This is a genomic window from Lentzea kristufekii (genome assembly GCF_033949925.1).
In the GTDB taxonomy this organism is placed as follows: Bacteria; Actinomycetota; Actinomycetes; order Mycobacteriales; family Pseudonocardiaceae; genus Lentzea; species Lentzea kristufekii.
Window position 1 is genome coordinate 14,852 of sequence record NZ_JAXAVV010000035.1, and the last position, 21,056, is coordinate 35,907.

The following is a 21,056-nucleotide window of genomic DNA, read 5'->3' on the forward strand; positions in this document are numbered from 1 at the left end:
CCGCTCCCAAGGTCCGCAAGCAACAGTTCAACTGCCACTGCGAGTGGAGGACACCGCTGCCTCACGGGCACGCGGAGCGGCCCGACATGGGTCGGGCACAGGTAGCAAAGATACCCGCCCACGTCTACCTGGGTCAAAACGGGGGTACCGCACCCGCACCTGCAGTAGACATATCGCCCGGCACCCACGCTACTCGTGTGACGGAGAACCCGCTTTGAAGCTCAACCTGCTGGTCTACGGCCTCATCGCCCTGGTGCTGGTCGTGCCCGGCTACTTCATCATCGGCGACATGCTCTCGGAGCCCGAGGTGGGCGACTGCGCCGAGCCGATCGGCACGTCAGACGGCAAGTTCGACATGGACGAGACCAGCTGCACAGCGCCCGAGGCGGCATATCGGCTCGTGAAGCTCGAAAGGAAGAAGTCGTGTCCACGGGGTGACTACCTCGACCAGACGGTCAGCCAGGCCGGCAAGGGAGCCGGTCTGAAGCACTACTGCTTCGTGCTCAACGTGAGGGAAGGCGACTGCCTCAAGCAGGGCAGCGCGTTCCACGAGCGCGTCGCGTGCGGCACAGGCGGATCCCAGCGGGTGTCGAAGGTCACTGCTTCCGCCGACCGGTCGCTGTGCGGTGACCACGAGGCCCGCACCTATCCCGATCCCGCCCTGACCGTCTGCCTGGAGAAGCCGTGAAGGTCGCCCTGCTCGCCGCTCTGGCCCTGGTGCTGTCCGGGTGCTCCGGCTGGCACGAGCAGGCCGGCGTCGGCGAGTGCGCGAAGCAGGTCGACCTCAACGACACGAACGTCGAGATGGCGGAAGTGGAGTGCTCGTCACAAGAGGCCGTGTACCGCGTGTCTTCGCGTGAGCGACGCACGATGTGCCCGACCGGTGACTACCTGACCGAGTCGTCCGGACGGTCGAGGACGAACGGCAAGACGCGGCTCTGCTACGTCCTCAACGTGCGGGAGGGCGACTGCCTCAAGGCGGTCAACCAGTACTTCGAACGGGTGGCGTGCGGGGCCGGGACGCGCAAGGTCACGAAGGTCGTCGACGGCAAGTCGGACAGGGCGCTGTGCAACGGTGACGACGCGAAGACGTACTCGCAGCCGGTGAAGACGATCTGCATCACCAACTGAGCCGTTCGGCCGACACGTTCCGATCACCTTGGGTAAGTTGCCGTGGTGCTCGATGACGATCAGCTAGCGGCTCGTAACGCAGAGTTGCGCGGCACCCTCGACAATCTGATGCGGGAGCTCAAGGACCGCACGGACGGGTTGCGCGAAGCCCAGGCGGCGATCGCGGCGATGTCCGGGGTGGCGTCCTCTCCGGACGGCAACGTCGTGGTGACCGTGGACTCCACGGGTGTGCTGGACAAGCTCGAACTGGGACAGCGCGCCTTCGAGCGGGTCACGCCCGAACAGCTGGCGCAGACGATCACGCAGGTGGCCCGCCGCGCCGCGCAGAACGTGCGCGAGCAGGTCAACGCCCACATGGCCCCGCTGACCTCGGAAGAGGGCACCGTGGACCTGCCGGACGTCGTGCCCGGCGCGCCGTCGATCAAGGACATCTTCAAGGTCGAGCAGCGCGACGAGCCCGTCCCGCCGCCCCCACCGTCCGATGAGGACTTCGGCTCCTCGGTGCTGCGCAAGGAAGCCCGTCCGGTGCAGCGCGCGGTCGCGTCCGACGAGGACGAGGACTTCGGCGGCGACTCGATCATGGGCAGGGGGAACCGCTGGTGAGCGCGGGTGGCCGCACCTACATGGAGGCCGCCGGCGTGCGCTCGGCGGCGGCGAAGATGGTCAGCACCGGCGAGGAGATGGCGACCAGTGCGGCCGCCCTGGCCCGCGGCCTCGACGCCGAGGGCAACTGCTGGGGCGGTGACGAGGCTGGCCAGAAGTTCGGCACCGACTACGCGCCCGCGGCCGACGGCGTCCGCAAGGTGATGGCGGAGGTCGCGAAGACGTTGCAGGACATCGGGAAGAACCTCGAAGAGTCCGCGAACCTGATGGAACAGCAGGACCAGTTCAACGCACGCGGCATCAGCGGCTAGCAGTCTGGGGGATTGCTGCACATGGGCATCGAGATGCCCGCCGAGGTCCGCTGGCTCATCCCGATCGTGGTGGGTGACAGCTGGCCGGAAGGCGACGAGACGGCGCTGCAACGGCTCGCCGAGGTCTGGAAGCAGGCCGCCACCGACGTCGACGACGCCATGCGCGCGGCCGACGACGCGGTCAGGCAGGCATCGTCCAACATGGATGGTGAAGCTGCGGAGGCGTTCAAGAAGTACTGGGAGAAGTTCGTCAAGGGCGAGGAAGCCACCCTCCCCAAGATGAAGGACGTCTCCGAGAAGCTGTCGACGGCCTGCCGCAACTGCGCGATGCAGATCGAGTACGCCAAGCTCTCGATCATCATCGCCCTGGTCATCCTGGCCATCCAGATCGCCGTGATGATCGCGTCCGCCGTGGCGTCCTTCGGCGCCTCCACCGCGGGCATCGTCCCCGCTCAGCTGGCCACGCGCGCGGGCGTGCAGATCGTCTTCCGCCAGCTCGTGCAGCAACTGATGCAGCAGGTCGGCCGCAACCTCATCGGCAAACTGGCCCTCCAGGTGGGCATCGAGGTCGCCACCTCGGTCGCCACCGACCTGGCCGTCCAGGGCATCCAGCTGGCCAAGGGCACCCGCGACACGCTCGACACGAACATGACGCTCGACGCCGCCAAGTCGGGCCTGATCTCCGGCGTCGTGGGCGCAGGCGTAGGCGCCGGCATGGGCAAGGCCCTGGGCGACGGCGTGGGCGACTCCATCGGCAGGTCGATCGGCCGCAACGCCGCCGAGGAAGCCGTCATCGGCGCAGGCTCGGCCCTCGCCGAGGGCGCTCTGAGCGAGGAGGGCATCCAGGCCGAGGACGTCCTGTTCGGCGCCACCTCCGGCGCCGTGAGCGGCAGCGTCTCCGGCATGAAGTCCGGCATCGAGGGCGTCAACGCCGACATCGCCGCTCCCACCGCCGGCGACATGCCAAGCCCGTCCGCCATGCCCCGGCCAGAAGCGGCCCCGCGCATGGACGGCCCTCCGCCCACCGCACCTTCGCCGTCGTCCGCCCCGGACACCGAAGCCCCGCCACGCCGCTCCGCCGACGCGACGAACACGTCCTACGCGGCCCCACCGACCGAACAACCGCAACACCGCGCCACCCCGGACGCGACCCCACCGTCGTCCGCCCCACAGCCTTCGCAGCAGCCGCAAGGCTTCAGCCAGTCCCCCGGCCAGTCCGCGCCACCCACGGCCCCGGCCGCGTCGAACGCCCCTGCCGCACCTCGCACCGCGATGCCGACCGCCCCGCCGATGGGCGGCCCGTCGCCGTCGAGCGGTGGAGGCTTCTCCCCCAGCAACAGCGGCGGGCCGCAGAACCACAGCCCTTCCCCGACGGGCAGCGGGCAGACCCCGTCCCAGGCAAGCGGAAGCCACTCCCCCAACACCGCCGGCTCGAACGTGCACAGCGGCCCCTCACCCACGAGTGGCAACGCGCCGCACGGGGGCGGCCCGGTGCAGGCCGGTCACCAAGCCCCCAACCCGAGCAGCCCGGCCTCAGCAGGCAGCGCTGGGCACAACCCACCTGGCAGCCCGGCCCCCGCCGGCCACCACACCACCAGCCCGAGCGGCCCCATGCCGACGGGCACCAGCGGCCCGACTCCCGGATCTCCCCACCACGGAGGCCCGGCGGGTGCGGCCGCCGGCCCGCCGACAGCGGGTCACGGTGCGCCCGCGCCGAACGGTCCGCTCGCAGGCCCCGCCCCGGCAGGTCCCACTTCGCACGCCCCCGGTCCTGGCGGACCCGCACCACTTCCCCACCAGGCTCCGCAACGCCAGCACCCCGCTGACGGAGTCCATCAGGCAGCCACGTCGACGCCGGCCGCCTCCATGCCCTTCACCGCACCCCCGCAACGCGGTACGCACGACGCACCTCCCGTGCACGGGTCGGCAGGGCCTGCTCATGTGCCACCTCCGCAGGCAGCACCGCCACAGCACCCGCACCGGCACGCGCCACAAGCGCATCGCTCGCCACCACAGGCACCGCCACAACGGGCCCCGCAGCAGTCCACCCACGCGACGCACCCGCAGCAGCCTCCTGCCCGCCCGTCGGCAGTCCCGCAGACCCAGCCCGCTCCGCGGCACGGCAACGGCGCACCTCACCTCCGGCCGCTGGGCGAATCCGCCCCGCCCGCCCCCACCAACGCCCCGAGGCCGGAGAGCGCGCACCAGGCCGAGCTGGCCCGGATCAAGCGCAACAACACGCCGGTCGAGATGCCGGACGGCATGCGGCATCTGGAGCAGTGGGCCAAACGCACCGATGCCGGGCTGTCCCTGCACGTCGGGCAGGCGAGCCCGTACCACAGCACCGCGCGCAACGTGGCTCCCGACCCGAACCGCTTCACCGTCGACATCCACGGCAACAGCAGCAGGGTCAGCATCGGGGACACGGCGCTGACGCCCAGACAGCTCGCCGACATCATCCGCGGGGCCGGTTGGGACGGGCAGCAGCCGATCCGGCTGATCTCGTGCCAGACCGGTCGCGAGGGTGGCGGGTTCGCGGCTCAACTGTCCAGGGAGCTCGGCGCCGACGTGGTGGCGCCGAGGAAGGACGTCTGGGTCGACTTGCAGGGCAACGTGTTCGCGAGTTCGTCGCACCTCGACCCGCACAACGCCGCGCTGCACAGGCCCGGCTGGCCGCCGAACGGTGACTGGGTCACCTTCAGCCCGGACGGCAGCACGCGGAACCACAGCCGGCCCACCCCTCCTGATCACACCCCGACCTGGGGTGACGTACCCCCGGCGGAGGCGTCGAAGGCGTGGCGGCGCAACTGGCCGTCACCCGGCGAGCAGCCACCTCCCGGCAACTGGCAGCAGAACCGCGGGCCCAGGCCCCCGTACGATCCGAGGCTCGACCGGTCACGTCAGCTGCCGCCTCCTCGGCCCGGCTTCGCGCCGCCGCCGGGAATGAGTCGTCCACCCATGCCCACGCAGGGTGGTCCGCGGCCGCCGATGCCGCCGCAAGGTGGTCACCGGCAGCCCATGCCGCCGCAAGCCGGTCCGCGGCCGCCGATGGCCCCGCAAGGTGGCCCCCGGCCGCCCATGCCGCCGCAAGGTGGTCAGCAACCGCCGATGGCGCCGCAAGGTGGTCCCCGGCCGCCCATGCCACAAGGTGGTCCTCGGCCGCCGATGCCGCCTCAGATGCGGCCGAACCCGCCTCTGCGCCCGAACGGCCCGATGGCCCCACCGGGTGCTTTCGGACCGCCGGGACATCGCCCTCCCCCGCCTGGTGTCGTGCTCCCGCAGGATGCGCGACGGCACGACGAACCCGTACGTCCCCACCAGCCGGTGCCGACGGTTGCGAACGACCTGCCCGGCGGACCGGCCCCGGAGCGCGCTCCGGAACCCACCCCTGCCCAGGAACCTCGGCAACCACCGTTCCCGACCAAGCGCAAGTCAGAAGCGGACCTCAACCGCGAAGCGGCGATGAGGACGTTCACCAAGCCCGAGCCCGAGGCCACGCCGCGGCCGAACGTCGTCAGAAGGCCCAAGTGGACCGGCGACCTGACCGTCGAGTTCCTCGACGGCACGCTCCAGGAGCAGTTCCAGCGCGACAAGGCCAACGGCGGCAAAACCCTCTACGAGTCAGAGCTCACGCACGACTTCGAACCAGGTGATCTGCCGCCCGGCCTCACCACCGAGATCCCCAAGGGCGCCTACGACCACATGGCGACCCCGGTCGACCTCGACGGCGTCTACCTGGACGCGACTGGCGGACAGCCCGTGCACCGGGACAAGTCGGAAGGGCTCGCATTCCTCGACGAACCGCTCTTCCGCATGGACGACCGCGAGTTCGCGCCGCTGCTGCGGGAGGGCCACCAACCGCGGAACACCGCGAACCTCGGCATGGGCGCGCACATGGGCGACACGATCCGGGCGGAAGGCAGCGCGTTCGTGTCCTTCTCCGCGAGTCCGGAAGCGACGATCCACCGCAACCTGACCACAGCCGGCGAGGGACTCATCGTGAGGCACGACCCGCGGCAGGTCGCGCTGACCGGTGTCGCGATCACCCGTGTCCAGTACATGCACGAGGGCTATCACCCGTACGGCATCGACAGCGACGCCAGCTACGTCAACAGCGGCCGCAAGAACGAGGGCGGCCACCGGGAGAGCGAGTACCTGTTCGCGGGTGGCTTTCCGGCTGATCACATCTACCGGGTGTGGCCTCGCATCGCGCACTTCGACGTCGACGGGAACGTCATCAAGATCGAAGCCCGTCCGCCGATCATCAACGAGAACTTCAGGTGGAAGAGAGAAATGGAAGCCCGGCGATGAGCGACCTGCTGAACTCCTACTTCGCCGGCTCACCGTTGCCGGAGTTCGACGCCGAACAGGCCGCCGAAGCGCAGCGCAAGGTGGCCGCGGGTGTCTTCGAGATCAGGTTCCCCGATCCCGGCCAGCCGGCGGGCGCCCCACTCGGCCGTGAATCGATCATGGGCTCGCGCACGTTCGGTCCGGACGGCCTGCCCACCGGCGAGGAATGGCGCAACGCACATTTCATCCCACATCCGGAGACCGCCGGCACCGAGGTGACCAACGCCTTCGAACTCGATCTGTGGCGGGTGACGAAGGGCTTCGCACGAGGGGCTTCGCTGATCTCAGCGCTCCTGAAAGACGTCACGCTCACCGTGTCCGCGCATGAATCGGGTGAGCTGAGGCTTTTCGACCAGCAGAACGGGATGAAAGCGCTGCACGTGTTCTCATCGCCTCGGCGTCACCCCGCAGACCTCGTCAGGGCCGTCCCGATCACAGGCACGCAGCTTGTCGAGGTCTTCGGCCACGACCAGGAACTGCAGATCGTGTTCAATCCCGCGAGCGCCCCCACGTTCACCGCCAACGCCACCCTGTTCGGCGCACTGCTCGCCGGCTATCTGGACCTGATCGAGCGCCACGCCGCCAGGCAGGCACCGACCACGACCACACCGACCGCGGCGGGCACCATCGCAGCCCCCGAGGTCCCGAGCGGAGCACAGGCATGAAGATCGCCACCGGGCAGACGTACAGCGCCACGCGCAAGGTCGTGTGGAACGACCGGCTCGCCGATGCCGAGTGGGCGTTTCACGACAACCGGCTCTCCGAGCACGCGCGGTTCGACATGGGAGACGGCCGCGGTGCGCAACTGCTGCCGTCGACGCTGGTGGAGAGCTGGTTCACCCACTTCACCGTCGCGCACGCCGGCGAGCAGGCCTTCCTGGTCGAGGAAGAACGCGGCGACGCCCTGCTCGTCGCCGAGATGCCGGAAGTGCGGCGATCCATGCCGCTGGAGCAGCCGGAGTGGACCTTCGTGAAGCCGGTGGCGAGCCTGGACCGCCTGTCCCAGGTCCGGTTCGAACAGCTGTGCCTGATCGCCGACACGGGTTCCGAACTGCCGATGTACGTGGGCCTGCCTCAGGACACGGTGCCGAAGCCCGAGATCGACGCCCACGTCGACCACATCACCACTCTGCTGCTGGAGCACGTGCCGGGACCGTGGGCGAAGTTGCACGTGCGCTGCCAGGCGATCGCCGGGTGGCAGGAGCTCACCACGACGCTCACGACACCGGACGGCGACGAGGTGGCGTGGCTGCCGCCGCTGATGGTCGGGCAGTGGTTCCACCGGCTGCGCACCGCGACCTCAGCGTTTCCGTTCGGCGCGTGGTTCAGCGCGGAGTACTCGCTTGAGCCCAGCTCGCGCCCGCTGGTGTCGTTCGACTCCCAGAGCGAGCCCGGCTGGCAGCCGTACTTCCCGCAGCGCGCCCTCTTCGCCCGCCACGGGCTTCAGCACGAACTCCTGCAGTTCCCCAGGAGCCCCAAGAACACGCCGGACTGGCTGGCTGCCGCGGTCAGTGAGCTCCGGACAGTCCCGGTCACCGTGGCGGCGGGTCCGAAGCACACTCCCAAGCGGCCGTTCTACCCGGCGATGCCCACGCGGACGTTCGACGGTGTGGACGCACAGGAGCGGCCCGCGCTGCACCGTCAGCCTGTGATCAGGGCGGAGAAGGAAGCGCTGCTCGCATTCCTGAACCAGGCCCCTGCTGTGCTCACGTCACGCGGCCTCGCTCCCGATCTGCTCGCTCCCGGCCAGCCGCAACGGGTTCCGATGGCGTTTCACACCGACGGCTTCTGGGTCTGGCCCGCCGCGCTGGCCTACTACTTGGACGTGCACGACGTGAACCCGGACGTGCAGCTTCTCGCGCACATCCGGCGATCCGGCTACGTGCTGCCCGACTACGTCCCCACCACGGCCCTCGCCAGGGCGCTCGCCACCGCCACCGGCAATGAAGCCGAGATGGAACCCGGTCACCAGGCCGAGAGGGACTGGGCTGTCGAGTGGACGGACAAGGTGCTGAGCACGCTGAACATCGACCGCCGGTACTTCTCCTTCGGGGAGTACCGCGACGAAGCGCTGTGCTTGGTCCGCGAGCTGGACATCTTCGTCGTGTGCTGGCAGTCGGAGGGCAAGCGATCGATGTACGCCGAGTTCGACTCCATGACCGAGGCGACGCTGTTCGTAACCGGTTACTTCTACACCTACGGCCACAACATGCAGGTCGCGCCGGCCTGACCGGGCCGGCCTGATTCACTGTGCGCGTGGACGACCTGATCGCGGCGATGGCCTCGCTGACCGGCTCTTCCGCCGACCCCGAGGTGCTCGGCGGTGACCGCGGCGACGTCGTGGTGGTGCGCGTCGGCGACGTGGTGGCCAAGGCGTTGCCCGCGGACACCGACGTCGAGGCGCTCGATCAGCGGCTGGAGATCGCGGCGGCGCATCCTGAGTTGTTGCTGCCGCCGTTGAAGCCGTTGCAGTTCGTGGACGACCGGCCGGTGACGGTGTGGCCGTACGGGACGCCGGTGAGTCAGGCGGATCCGGACGCGGCGCCGTGGGAGGAGAGCGCGGCGCTGCTGGCGAAGCTGCACGCTTTGCCCGTGCGGGGGCCTGTGGCCGGTACGCCGGAACGGATTGTGCGCGCTATTCAGGCGTTGCCGCCGGACTTGCCGCATGCCGATGTGGTGCTGCGCGCGTATGAACTCTTGCCGCCATTGGACATGAACGGGCGTGCGTTGATCCACGGCGATTGGCATCTCGGACAGTTGGTGCACCGGGGTGGCTGGCGGCTCATCGACGTGGACGATCTCGGGGTCGGCGATCCTGTATGGGATCTGGCACGACCTGCGGCTTTGTTCGCTGCCGGGGTTCTGCCGGATGACCTGTGGGCGCGGTTCCTCAACACCTATCGTGAAACGGGTGGTGTGGCCCTGCCGACATCCGAATGGGAAGCACTCAACATCCCGGCCCAGGCGTACGTTGTGCAGATGGCAGCACGGGCACTCATGTCCGGGCTGCAGGCAGTGGAACCGCTGGTTGAAGCCTGTCGTCGGATCGTCGCGACGCACGAGAGCAGTGACCGCGGCTAATATCGTTTTTGTCCGGTCCCACCGCAGGAGGCTCACCACGATGCAGTGTCCCAAGTGTCATGCGAACATGCGCACGTTCGACCGCATGGGCGTTCACATCGAGCAGTGCGACGGCTGCCGCGGGGTCTTCCTCGACTACGGCGAGCTCGAGTCGATCACCCGCCTCGAGGCCCAGATGCAGGCCCCGCCGCCGCCGGTCGCCCCGCCGCCCGCCGCCTACCCGCAGCCGGCCCAGCCCGCTTGGGGCGCCGCGCCGCAGCAGGTCCATCACCACCACGGCGGTCACGCCGGCTACGGCTACGGTCACCGCAAGCACCGTGGCCTCGGTGGTCTCTTCTTCTCCTCCTGATCGCGCGACGGCCCCGGATCCCTGCTCCGGGGCCGTTGACGACTACCGAAAAAGTAGTGGATAATCGGTAGTCAACGGGAGGAGTAGCCATGTCTGTCGCGACCGAGGCCGCCCACATCCGCGACCTCTTCGACACGATCGAAGAGCTGGAAGCCGTCGCGTCATCCCTGTCGGAAGACGACGAACGCCGCCGCCGCCTCGACGGTGTGGTGGCCAAGACGCTCCGCCAAGCCCCGCCGGTACGTCCCGTGGTGGCAGGCGAACTGCTCGACCTCACCGAGAAGACCGTGAAGGCCTGGGCCCGCGAAGGCGTACTCGCCATCCACAGCCAGGAACCGCGCATGCTGCTCGACACCGTGCGCCTGCACGAGGTCCTCCACCTGGTGTCCGACCTCCGCCGCGCGGGCAAGACCCGCGGCCTCATCGACGAAGTCCACCGCCGCCTGAGCGACCAGTCACTGCTGGACCGGCCCGACCTGGCCTCGTCCCTCGACGAGATGCGCAGCGGCAAGGGACGCGTGGTCCGCCCGGTTTGATCGAGGTAGTAGAGACCCCCACCGCACACGCCCAGGCCAACGGCCTGCGCGGCCGAGCCCGCGTGGCCTACGAACGCTTCCTGGACGAACTGGCCCACTCGGGCTGCGCCGCACTCGGCTACCGCGTGACGGGCCCAGAACCCCTGCCGCGCCTCTGCGTGAAACACCTCCGAGGCGCCGACCGCGTAGTAGTCGCCTTCCCCTCACCGGAAGTCGTGTGGGTGCTCCTGGTGGGCCCACACGACGACGACCCGGGCCTGGACCTCTACGAAGCCCTCTACGAGATGGCCGGCGTGAGGCCACGCCTGTCGGAGAAGCGCACCAAACCGCGCTGCTGCACCGACGAGTCCGGCATCCCACCCCTGGTGGACGAGCACCTGGTGGACGACCTGGTGATCCGAGCCAGAGCCCTGGCCAGAGCCCGCCGCCGCTAACCAGGCTCCCGATCCAGCACGAACCCGTCAGCCACCGGGTCGTAGTGCAGATACGGCTCCTCACTCGGGTCGCACCCTTCAAAGGCCAGCGCCACCGGCCGCCCGAACGCCAGCCCCAACTCCCGCAGGAACGCGCCGAGCAGGTCGAGCCGCTCCTGCCCCTGCAACTCCCGAACGTCGACGTCGAAGAGAACCTCGTCCTCGACAGCCTCGAAGAAGTTGACCAGAAACCCCTCACCGGGCCAGACGCGCAACGTCCCCTCGTCAAGCTCGGACCACCACCCCCGAACCGCCGCCAGATCGGCAACGGCCAACCAAGCCCCAGGCCCGACCCCCGCCACACACCCGTCGTGCAGCGGCCCGTCCTCAGGGGCGAACCACTCCCGAACGTCACTCCACCACAGCTCCCCCATGCCCTCATGGAAGCAGACGCGCGCACCCAGATTCCACCGACAATTTTTCTTGTCAAGACAGCCGAAGTTGTCCTAGGCTCTGTTCAACGACGAACGGAGACCACGATGTCCTTCCAGGCCTACCTCGACGGCGCGGAGAAGAAGACCGGCAAGACCCCGGCCGACCTGCTGACGGAGGCGGCGGGACGCGGGTACGACGGCACGACCAAGGCAGGCGTGTTCCTGGAGTGGCTGAAGACCGACTACGACCTCGGCCGAGGCCACGGCATGGCGCTCTACCACGTGCTGAAGAACGGCCCCGAGATCAGCGCAACGCACGTGGGCACCAGCAGCAGCCACCGAGACGAGTCGACAACGCTCCGCCTGGACGGCATCGCCAACCGCTGACGCAGGCCAAGGCAGGGGTCCCTCGGAATCAGCGTCCCCCGCGACCCAACGTACAGAGCAGGTCCGACAGTCAGCGAAGCCGAGCGAGAGCCCGCGCTAGGACGAAAGACCAGACCGAGCCGGGAGCGGACGGATACGGGTAAGGCTGCGCAGCAGGACTGCAGCGATGCCGAAGGCGAGCCGTCCTTACCAAGCGGGCCGGGCGGTGGGGTCCCCCCGATCAGATTGCAGGGGGTCTGGGGGCAGCGCCCCCAGGGAAGCACGCAAAGCGACCAGGCCGCCCGCAAGCCCACAAAAGCAAAACGGCCCCCGAAGCAAAAGCTCCAGGGGCCGTTCAGCTCAACAACTAGCGGTAATCCCGCCCGAAGTCGTAGTCGTCCAGCGGCACCGCAGCACCAGTCCCAGTCCCGAAGACGTCAGGCGTGTAGTACCCGTCGTCGTAAGAAGGAATGGCGTAGGCAGCAGCCCGCGCCTCCTCGGTCGGCTGAACCTGGATGTTGCGGTAGCGGTTGATACCCGTACCAGCCGGGATCAACTTACCGATGATCACGTTCTCCTTGAGACCGATGAGCTTGTCCGAACGCCCGTTGATGGCAGCGTCGGTCAGCACGCGAGTGGTCTCCTGGAACGACGCCGCGGACAACCAGGAGTCGGTCGCCAGCGAGGCCTTCGTGATACCCATCAGCACCGGACGGCCGGCGGCCGGCTCGCCACCTTCGGCGACGACGGCGCGGTTGCCCGACTCGAAGTCCGCGCGCTCGACCAGCGAACCCGGCAGGAACTCGGTCGCGCCGGAGTCGATGATCGTGACCCGGCGGAGCATCTGCCGGACGATGACCTCGATGTGCTTGTCGTGGATCGCCACACCCTGGGCGCGGTAGACCTTCTGCACTTCCTGAACGAGGTGCAGCTGGGCTTCGCGCGGGCCCATGACACGCAGGACCTCGTGCGGGTCCGGCGTACCTTCCAGCAGCTGCTGGCCGACGGACACGTGGTCACCGTCCTGCAGCGGGCCGGTGGCCGTGTTGGCGAGACGCTGACGCTTGGACAGCTTCTCGAACACGATCTCCTCGGAGCCGTCGTCCGGGATCAGCGTGATCTTCCAGAAGCGGTCGCCGTCCTCGATGCGGACGCGGCCGTCGACGTCGGCGATCGGCGCCTTGCCCTTCGGGACGCGGGCCTCGAAGAGCTCCTGGACACGGGGCAGACCGGTCGTGATGTCGTCACCGGCCACACCACCCTGGTGGAACGTACGCATCGTCAGCTGCGTGCCGGGCTCACCGATCGACTGGGCGGCGACGATGCCGACGGCCTCGCCGACGTCGACCAGCTGGCCGGTGGCCATCGAGCGGCCGTAGCAGGACGCGCACACGCCGACCGCGGACTCGCAGGTCAGCACCGAGCGCACCTTCACGCGGAGGATGCCGGCCTCGACCAGCGACGCGAGCGCCGGGTCGCCGAGGTCGTCGCCGCGGTTCAGGACCAGGTTGCCCTGGGCGTCGGTGATGTCGTCCGCGACCGTGCGGGCGTAGACCGACGTCTGCGCGAACTCGTGCAGGCCGACCTTGTCGCCCAGCTGCTCGCCGACGGTCATCTGCACACCACGGGTGGTGCCGCAGTCGACCTCGCGGATGATGACGTCCTGCGAGACGTCCACCAGACGACGGGTCAGGTAACCCGAGTCGGCGGTGCGCAGCGCGGTGTCGGCCAGACCCTTACGGGCACCGTGCGTCGCGATGAAGTACTCCAGCACCGACAAGCCCTCGCGGAACGAGTTCTTGATCGGGCGCGGGATGTACTCACCCTTCGGGTTGGTGACGAGACCACGCATACCCGCGAGCGAACGGACCTGCGTCATGTTGCCGGCGGCGCCGGACTGCACGATGACGCGGATCGAGTTGTCCTCGGGGAAGTTGTCTTCCATGATCTCGTGGACCTGCTCGGTGGCCTTCGTCCACACCTTGACCAGCTCGGAGTTGCGCTCCTCGTGGGAGAGCTGACCGCGCTGGTAGCGCTTCTCGACGGCGTCCGCGAGGCGCTCGTGCTCCTCGAGGATGTCCTGCTTCGCCGCCGGGACGAGGACGTCCGAGATCGCGACCGTGACACCGGAGCGGGTGGCCCAGTGGAAACCGGCGTCCTTCAGCTTGTCCAGCGTCCGGGCGACGGTGACCATCGGGTACCGCTCGGCGAGGTCGTTGATGATCACGGCCTGCCGCTTCTTGGGCATGACCTCGTTGATGAAGGCGTAGTCCTGCGGCAGGATCTCGTTGAACAGCACGCGACCCAGCGTGGTCTCCGCGAGCCACGGCTGACCGGGCTCCCAGCCTTCGGGCTCCTGGCCCTTGGGCGGGTTCTTGTCGGAGACGCGGATCTTCACCATCGCCTGCAGGCCCAGGACCTTGCGGTCGAACGCCATCAGGGCCTCGGCGGGCGACGAGTACGAGTGACCCTCGCCGATGTCGCCGACCTTGTGCCGGGTCAGGTGGTACAGGCCCGTCACCATGTCCAGACGCGGCATGGCCAGCGGCTTGCCGGACGCCGGGGACAGGATGTTGTTCGACGACAGCATCAGGACGCGGGCCTCGGCCTGCGCCTCGGCGGACAGCGGCAGGTGGACTGCCATCTGGTCACCGTCGAAGTCGGCGTTGAACGCTTCACAGACCAGCGGGTGCAGCTGGATGGCCTTGCCCTCGACCAGCTGGGGCTCGAAGGCCTGGATGCCGAGGCGGTGCAGCGTGGGTGCGCGGTTGAGCAGCACCGGGTGCTCGGTGATGACCTCTTCCAGCACGTCCCACACGGCCGGGCGCGCACGCTCGACCATCCGCTTGGCGGACTTGATGTTCTGCGCGTGGTTGAGGTCGACGAGCCGCTTCATCACGAACGGCTTGAAGAGCTCCAGGGCCATCTGCTTGGGCAGACCGCACTGGTGCAGCTTGAGCTGCGGGCCGACCACGATGACCGAACGGCCGGAGTAGTCGACGCGCTTGCCGAGCAGGTTCTGGCGGAACCGGCCCTGCTTGCCCTTCAGCAGGTCGGACAGCGACTTCAGGGGCCGGTTGCCCGGACCCGTCACCGGACGGCCGCGGCGGCCGTTGTCGAACAGCGCGTCGACGGCCTCCTGCAGCATCCGCTTCTCGTTGTTGACGATGATCTCGGGCGCGCCGAGGTCGATCAGTCGCTTCAACCGGTTGTTGCGGTTGATGACGCGGCGGTACAGGTCGTTCAGGTCGGACGTCGCGAAACGGCCACCGTCGAGCTGCACCATCGGGCGCAGGTCCGGCGGGATGACCGGGACGCAGTCCAGGACCATGCCCTGCGGGTTGTTGCGGGTCGCCTGGAAGGCGGCAACGACCTTGAGGCGCTTGAGCGCACGCAGCTTCTTCTGGCCCTTGCCGCTGCGGATCGTCTCGCGCAGGATCTCGGACTCGGCGTCGACGTCGTAGTCACCCAGGAGCTTCTGGATGGCCTCCGCGCCCATGGCACCGGTGAAGTAGTCGCCGTAGCGGTCGTAGAGCTCGCGGTAGAGCAGCTCGTCCGCGATCAGCTGGGCACGCTCGAGCTTGGTGAACGTGGACCAGATCTCGTCGAGGCGGTCCAGCTCGCGCTGGGCGCGGTCGCGGAGCTGGCGCATCTCACGTTCGCCACCCTCCTTGACCTTGCGGCGCACGTCGGACTTGGCACCCTCGGCCTCGAGCTCGGCCAGGTCGGCCTCGAGCTTCTGGGCGCGGGCCTCCACGTCGGCGTCACGACGGTTCTCGACGCGCTTGCGCTCGACCTGCATCTCGCTCTCGAGCGTCGGCAGGTCGTTGTGGCGCAGCTCGGCGTTCACGCCCACGATGACGTAGGCGGCGAAGTAGATGATCTTCTCGAGGTCCTTGGGGGCCAGGTCGAGCAAGTAGCCCAACCGGCTGGGGACGCCCTTGAAGTACCAGATGTGCGTGACCGGAGCGGCGAGCTCGATGTGGCCCATGCGCTCACGACGCACCTTCGCGCGGGTCACCTCGACGCCGCAGCGCTCACAGATGATGCCCTTGAAGCGCACGCGCTTGTACTTGCCGCAGTAGCACTCCCAGTCCCGGGTGGGACCGAAGATCTTCTCGCAGAACAAGCCGTCCTTCTCAGGCTTGAGCGTGCGGTAGTTGATGGTCTCGGGCTTCTTGACCTCGCCGAAGGACCACTGGCGGATGTCGTCCGCCGTCGCGAGTCCGATGCGGAGCTCATCGAAGAAGTTGACGTCGAGCACGTCTACTCTCTTCCCCTTTTTAGATCGGTGGCAAAGGAGCTGGTCGGAGGGCCGGCGAGGGGGACGCGGGAGGCATCCCCCTCACCGGCCGGCGAGGTGACTAGTTGACGACGTCGTCCACGGAGGGCGACTCGGACCTCGACAGGTTGATGCCGAGGTTCGCGGCCGCGCGCTCCAGGTCTTCGTCGTCGCCGTCGCGCATCTCGATCGCGGCACCGTCCGAAGACAGGACCTCGACGTTGAGGCAGAGCGACTGCAGCTCCTTGAGCAGCACCTTGAAGGACTCCGGGATACCGGGTTCCGGGATGTTCTCGCCCTTGACGATGGCCTCGTAGACCTTCACGCGGCCGAGCACGTCGTCGGACTTGATGGTGAGAAGTTCCTGCAGGGTGTATGCGGCGCCGTACGCCTGCATCGCCCAGCACTCCATCTCACCGAAACGCTGACCACCGAACTGCGCCTTACCACCCAGCGGCTGCTGCGTGATCATCGAGTACGGGCCGGTCGAACGCGCGTGGATCTTGTCGTCCACCAGGTGCAGCAGCTTCAGGATGTACATGTAGCCGACCGACACGGGGAACGGGTACGGCTCGCCGGAGCGGCCGTCGAAGAGCTGTGCCTTCCCGTTCTCCTTGACCATGCGCTCGCCGTCGCGGTTCGGGATCGTCGAGCCGAGCAGGCCCGTGATCTCCTCTTCCTTCGCGCCGTCGAACACGGGGGTCGCGGTCTTGGTGCCGGGCTCGACATCCATCAGGTCCTCGGACAGGTTCTTCGCCCAGTCCGGGTCCCCGTTGATGCTCCAGCCCTGCTTGGCGATCCACCCGAGGTGGGTCTCCAGCACCTGGCCGATGTTCATACGCCGCGGCACACCGTGCGTGTTCAGGATGATGTCGACCGGCGTGCCGTCCTCGAGGAACGGCATGTCCTCCGCGGGGAGGATCTTGCCGATGACGCCCTTGTTGCCGTGGCGGCCGGCGAGCTTGTCGCCGTCCTGGATCTTGCGCTTCTGGGCCACGTAGACGCGGACGAGCTCGTTCACGCCCGGAGGCAGCTCGTCGTCGTCCTCACGCGAGAAGACGCGGATGCCGATGACCTTGCCGTACTCACCGTGCGGCACCTTCAGCGACGTGTCGCGAACCTCGCGCGCCTTCTCACCGAAGATCGCGCGGAGCAGGCGCTCCTCGGGCGTCAGCTCGGTCTCGCCCTTGGGCGTGACCTTGCCGACGAGGATGTCGCCGGGCTGGACCTCGGCACCGATGCGGATGATGCCGCGCTCGTCCAGGTCGGCCAGGACCTCTTCGGAGACGTTCGGGATGTCCCGGGTGATCTCCTCGGCGCCGAGCTTCGTGTCGCGGGCGTCGATCTCGTGCTCCTCGATGTGGATCGAGGTGAGAACGTCGTCCTGCACGAGGCGCTGCGACAGGATGATCGCGTCCTCGTAGTTGTGGCCTTCCCACGGCATGATCGCCACGAGCAGGTTCTTGCCGAGCGCCATCTCGGCGTTCTCGGTGCAAGGACCGTCGGCCAGGACCTGACCCGCCTCGATCCGGTCGCCCTCGTTCACGATGGGCTTCTGGTTGATGCAGGTGCCCTGGTTCGAGCGACGGAACTTGTGCAGCGCGTAGGTGTTGCGCGCACCGTCGTCGGCCATGACGGTGATGTAGTCGGCGGAGACCTCCTCGACCACACCCGTCTTCTTCGCGACGACGACGTCACCGGCGTCGACCGCGGCACGCAGCTCCATGCCGGTGCCGACGAGCGGCGACTCGGAGCGGAGCAGCGGGACGGCCTGACGCTGCATGTTCGCGCCCATCAGGGCGCGGTTCGCGTCGTCGTGCTCGAGGAACGGGATCATGGCGGTCGCGGCCGACACCATCTGGCGCGGCGAGACGTCCATGTAGTCGACGTCGGTCGGGTCGATGAACTCGACCTCGCCGCCCTTCTTGCGGACCAGGACGCGGTCGTCGGTGAAGTTGCCCTCGTCGTCGGTCGGCGAGTTCGCCTGCGCCTTGACGTAGCGGTCTTCCTCGTCCGCGGTCAGGTAGTCGATCTGGTCGGTGACCCGGCCGTCGACGACCTTGCGGTACGGCGTCTCGATGAAGCCGAACGGGTTGACCCGCGCGTAGCTCGAGAGCGAACCGATCAGGCCGATGTTCGGACCTTCCGGCGTCTCGATCGGGCACATGCGGCCGTAGTGCGACGGGTGGACGTCGCGGACCTCCATGCCGGCGCGCTCACGGGACAGACCACCGGGACCCAGAGCCGACAGGCGGCGCTTGTGGGTCAGACCCGCGAGCGGGTTCGTCTGGTCCATGAACTGCGACAGCTGCGAGGTGCCGAAGAACTCCTTGATCGCCGCCACGACGGGACGGATGTTGATCAGGGTCTGCGGCGTGATGGCCTCGACGTCCTGCGTGGTCATGCGCTCGCGGACGACGCGCTCCATGCGGGACAGACCGACGCGGATCTGGTTCTGGATCAGCTCACCGACGGTGCGGAGACGACGGTTGCCGAAGTGGTCGATGTCGTCGACCTCGACGGGCACGTCGCCACCTGCGGCGGCGTCCATCATCGTCTCACCCGCGTGCAGGCGAACGAGGTACTCGATCGTCGTGACGATGTCGTCCTCGGTGAGGACACCGGTGTTGATGTCGGTGTCCAGGCCCAGCTTCTTGTTGACCTTGTAACGGCCAACCTTCGCCAGGTCGTAGCGCTTGTCCTTGAAGAACAGGTTCTCCAGCAGGGCCTGCGCCGACTCCTTCGTCGGCGGCTCGCCCGGACGCAGCTTGCGGTAGATGTCGAGCAACGCCTCGTCGGTACCCGCGGTGTGGTCCTTCTCGAGCGTGGTCAGCAACGTCTCGCTGAACGCGAACCGCTCGCGAATCTGCTCCGTGCTCCAGCCCAGAGCCTTCAACAGCACCGTCACCGGCTGGCGACGCTTCCGGTCGATGCGGACACCGACGGTGTCGCGCTTGTCGACGTCGAACTCCAGCCAAGCACCCCGGGACGGGATGATCTTGACGCTGAAGACGTCCTTGTCGGTCGTCTTGTCGACCGCGGTGTCGTAGTACACACCGGGCGAGCGCACGAGCTGGGAGACCACCACGCGCTCGGTGCCGTTGATGATGAACGTGCCCTTGTTCGTCATCATCGGGAAGTCACCCATGAACACCGTCTGGCTCTTGATCTCGCCAGTGGTGTGGTTGGTGAACTCCGCCGTGACGAACAACGGTGCCGCGTACGTCATGTCCTTGTCCTTGCACTCTTCGGTCGAGGCCTTGACCTCGTCGAAGCGCGGGTCGGAGAAGGACAGTGACATGGAGCCGGAGAAGTCCTCGATCGGCGAGATCTCGTTGAGGACCTCTTCGAGGCCGCCCGTCGGAGTCTCGTCGCCGGCGTCGACGCGGCGCTGGAACCACGCCTCGTCGCCGGTCAGCCACTCAAAGGACTGGATCTGCAGGTCAAGCAGGTTGGGCGTCGAAAGCGGCTCGTTAATCTTCGCGAACGAAACCCGCTTCGGCGCTCCAGGGATCCCCGACGTGGAGTTGGTCGCAGCAGTGGCCTTGGTCGCGCGAGAGATCGCCAAGATGCGTCCTTCCAGGGACAAATAGCTGGCTAGAGCGAACTAGCACGGCTGTCAAGGGTGCGGCGCTGCTCGACTAATCCACGCTCTCGGCGAAGGGCAAGCGGAAAATGGGCAGCGCAAAGGGGCAGTCTAGCCACGCGCACGGCGACTGTCGAGAGGCACCTGGAAGGACCCTCCTCTTGCTCACCGACAGAGTGACCCTGCATGAGCGCGCAGTCAAGATGTTGCGCCTCGATCCACCCTCTGGATGGAGCGCTATTTATTTGCAGTCACCCATTTGACCTGCACAAACACGTGTGCGGCCGATTTGGTGGGAAGTTGACGGCCTCAAGCGGACTTACAGAGGGCCACAAGATTTGTGTGACCGAGATCACGCGTGTCGGGGCTGGCGGAGGACGTGTCCACGGTGCATCTGGGGCTCCTGTGACGTCCTCGCAGCGGAGTTGATCTTAGGGGACGGAGATCAGGTACCCGACACCGGGCCGGGCCAAACGACCTCGCCTGAGGGGCGGGCGGGCGGGTGGTCCGGAGGAGGCGCCGGGACCGGGGAGGGCAGCCAAGGCGGGCAGCCACAGGCGGGCAGCCACAGGCGGGCAGCCACAGGCGGGCTGAGGGGTGCCTGCAAGCCGTGCGCGCGACTTAGGTCGTGCGCACGAGGCCATGCCATGCGCGCGAGCCACGGCGTGCGCGCTAGGGCAGCGACGTGTGCGCAAGCAGAGGCGCGTAGCGGCCGAACGGAGCGCGGAGCGACGGGGCGTTGCGCCCTCGGCGTCAGCAGCCCTGGAGTTGGCGGTTCTGGTCCGCCGTGGCCCCGAACATCTCCATGTTGTCGATCTTCCACCGGTCGCCGTCGTCCACCGCGCTCACGCGGAGCATGGCGGTGCCGCCGCCCGACTGGTTGTCGGTGGTGCGGGTGGTGACCTGGTCGGCGAACACGAGCACGGTGGCGCGGTCGCCCTTGAGCGACGACACGGCTGATGACACCACACGGACGGTCACGACGAGCTTCTGCTGCGGCGCGACCTCCTTCACCGGGCCGAACACGGCGTTGTACTGGCACAGGGCCTTGCCGGTGAGCAGTTCCCTGGCGGCCTTCTCGGTCGACTCGACGTCGGCGAAGTTGTACGAGAACGACTTCTCCACGGCCTCGCGGACCTGGCCGTTGACCTCCGAGGTGGTGACCGAGTCGACCAGGGCGGCGTCGTAGGACACCGAGCGCGACTTCACCAGGAAGAACGTGCCGAGGCCGCCCAGCAGCACCGCGACCACGAGCAGCGCCACCGGGAGCACCCAGCCGTCCTTCAGACCGGTGTTCCTCGTGACGGGCTCGGCCTCGCCGGCAGAAGCGGGTTCCTCGTCGGCAGAAGCAGGCTCCTCGGAGGCGGGCTTCTCCGGGGCGGCCGGCTTCAGCACGAGCGACTTGACGGGCGGCGGCGTCCACTCGACGGGCTTCGGCGCCTTGAGGTCTGCCGCTTCGGCCACCGGGCCGGGCACGGCCTCCGGCGTCGCGTCCTCGGCCACTGCCTCGGCAGCGGGCTCAGCGGACGACGCGCGCCGGTTCAGGCCGGCGACCTTGGGACGGCCTCCGGCGGGCGGCGTGGGGATGGGGCGGCGGCGGGAAGGGGGCACGTG

At 68.2% G+C, this 21,056-nt stretch carries 16 protein-coding genes; 12 read left to right on the forward strand and 4 right to left on the reverse strand.

The window, feature by feature from the left end:
• The first annotated feature begins 214 nt into the window (after positions 1-214).
• The 11 genes from SK571_RS42100 (at position 215) to SK571_RS42150 (ending at position 10,795) form a co-directional block, all read left to right on the forward strand.
• On the forward strand, positions 215-688 hold the full coding sequence (locus tag SK571_RS42100; RefSeq protein ID WP_319989706.1) for an LppU/SCO3897 family protein: 474 nt from the start codon (positions 215-217) through the stop codon (positions 686-688).
• Positions 685-1,131, forward strand: a complete 447-nt coding sequence (locus SK571_RS42105) for an LppU/SCO3897 family protein (RefSeq protein ID WP_319989707.1) — start codon at positions 685-687, stop codon at positions 1,129-1,131. Before SK571_RS42100 ends, SK571_RS42105 begins: the two co-directional genes overlap by 4 nt.
• 108 nt (positions 1,132-1,239) lie before the next feature.
• Positions 1,240-1,734 carry a YbaB/EbfC family nucleoid-associated protein gene (locus SK571_RS42110; protein ID WP_319989708.1) on the forward strand — a complete coding sequence of 165 codons (495 nt, stop codon included), beginning with the start codon at positions 1,240-1,242 and terminating at the stop codon, positions 1,732-1,734.
• Positions 1,731-2,045, forward strand: coding sequence for a WXG100 family type VII secretion target (locus SK571_RS42115; RefSeq protein WP_319989709.1), 315 nt, complete (start codon positions 1,731-1,733; stop codon positions 2,043-2,045). The genes SK571_RS42110 and SK571_RS42115 overlap by 4 nt, the downstream gene beginning before the upstream one ends.
• A gap of 21 nt (positions 2,046-2,066) precedes the next feature.
• Positions 2,067-6,356: a WXG100-like domain-containing protein gene (locus SK571_RS42120; protein WP_319989710.1), complete on the forward strand. Its 4,290-nt coding sequence runs from the start codon at positions 2,067-2,069 to the stop codon at positions 6,354-6,356.
• Entirely contained in the window at positions 6,353-7,060 is a 708-nt protein-coding gene (locus tag SK571_RS42125; RefSeq protein ID WP_319989711.1) for a hypothetical protein, read from the forward strand. The genes SK571_RS42120 and SK571_RS42125 overlap by 4 nt, the downstream gene beginning before the upstream one ends.
• On the forward strand, positions 7,057-8,625 hold the full coding sequence (locus tag SK571_RS42130; protein ID WP_319989712.1) for a hypothetical protein: 1,569 nt from the start codon (positions 7,057-7,059) through the stop codon (positions 8,623-8,625). Before SK571_RS42125 ends, SK571_RS42130 begins: the two co-directional genes overlap by 4 nt.
• A gap of 26 nt (positions 8,626-8,651) precedes the next feature.
• Positions 8,652-9,476, forward strand: coding sequence for a phosphotransferase family protein (locus SK571_RS42135; protein WP_319989713.1), 825 nt, complete (start codon positions 8,652-8,654; stop codon positions 9,474-9,476).
• Between the two features lie 40 nt (positions 9,477-9,516).
• Complete coding sequence (locus tag SK571_RS42140; protein WP_319976911.1) at positions 9,517-9,825, forward strand: TFIIB-type zinc ribbon-containing protein; 309 nt, start codon at positions 9,517-9,519, stop codon at positions 9,823-9,825.
• A gap of 89 nt (positions 9,826-9,914) precedes the next feature.
• Complete coding sequence (locus SK571_RS42145; RefSeq protein WP_319989714.1) at positions 9,915-10,361, forward strand: hypothetical protein; 447 nt, start codon at positions 9,915-9,917, stop codon at positions 10,359-10,361.
• Positions 10,358-10,795: a hypothetical protein gene (locus SK571_RS42150; RefSeq protein ID WP_319989715.1), complete on the forward strand. Its 438-nt coding sequence runs from the start codon at positions 10,358-10,360 to the stop codon at positions 10,793-10,795. The genes SK571_RS42145 and SK571_RS42150 overlap by 4 nt, the downstream gene beginning before the upstream one ends.
• Here SK571_RS42150 and SK571_RS42155 read toward each other — a convergent pair.
• Positions 10,792-11,208 carry a hypothetical protein gene (locus SK571_RS42155; RefSeq protein WP_319989716.1) on the reverse strand — a complete coding sequence of 139 codons (417 nt, stop codon included), beginning with the start codon at positions 11,206-11,208 and terminating at the stop codon, positions 10,792-10,794. The two genes, SK571_RS42150 and SK571_RS42155, sit on opposite strands and share 4 nt — an antisense overlap.
• A gap of 105 nt (positions 11,209-11,313) precedes the next feature.
• Here SK571_RS42155 and SK571_RS42160 point away from each other — a divergent pair, with 105 nt between their 5' ends.
• Positions 11,314-11,595, forward strand: coding sequence for a DUF4287 domain-containing protein (locus SK571_RS42160; RefSeq protein WP_319989717.1), 282 nt, complete (start codon positions 11,314-11,316; stop codon positions 11,593-11,595).
• Positions 11,596-11,941: 346 nt separating this feature from the next.
• On the opposite strand, the gene SK571_RS42165 is transcribed toward SK571_RS42160, so the two are convergent.
• The 3 genes from SK571_RS42165 to SK571_RS42175 form a co-directional block, all read right to left on the reverse strand.
• The gene (locus tag SK571_RS42165) at positions 11,942-15,838 is read right to left on the reverse strand and encodes a DNA-directed RNA polymerase subunit beta' (RefSeq protein WP_319989718.1); all 3,897 of its coding nucleotides are present in this window, start codon (positions 15,836-15,838) and stop codon (positions 11,942-11,944) included.
• Between the two features lie 100 nt (positions 15,839-15,938).
• The gene (rpoB, locus tag SK571_RS42170; RefSeq protein ID WP_319989719.1) at positions 15,939-19,424 is read right to left on the reverse strand and encodes a DNA-directed RNA polymerase subunit beta; all 3,486 of its coding nucleotides are present in this window, start codon (positions 19,422-19,424) and stop codon (positions 15,939-15,941) included.
• A gap of 771 nt (positions 19,425-20,195) precedes the next feature.
• Complete coding sequence (locus SK571_RS42175) at positions 20,196-21,053, reverse strand: hypothetical protein (RefSeq protein ID WP_319989720.1); 858 nt, start codon at positions 21,051-21,053, stop codon at positions 20,196-20,198.
• Between the last annotated feature and the right edge of the window lie 3 nt (positions 21,054-21,056).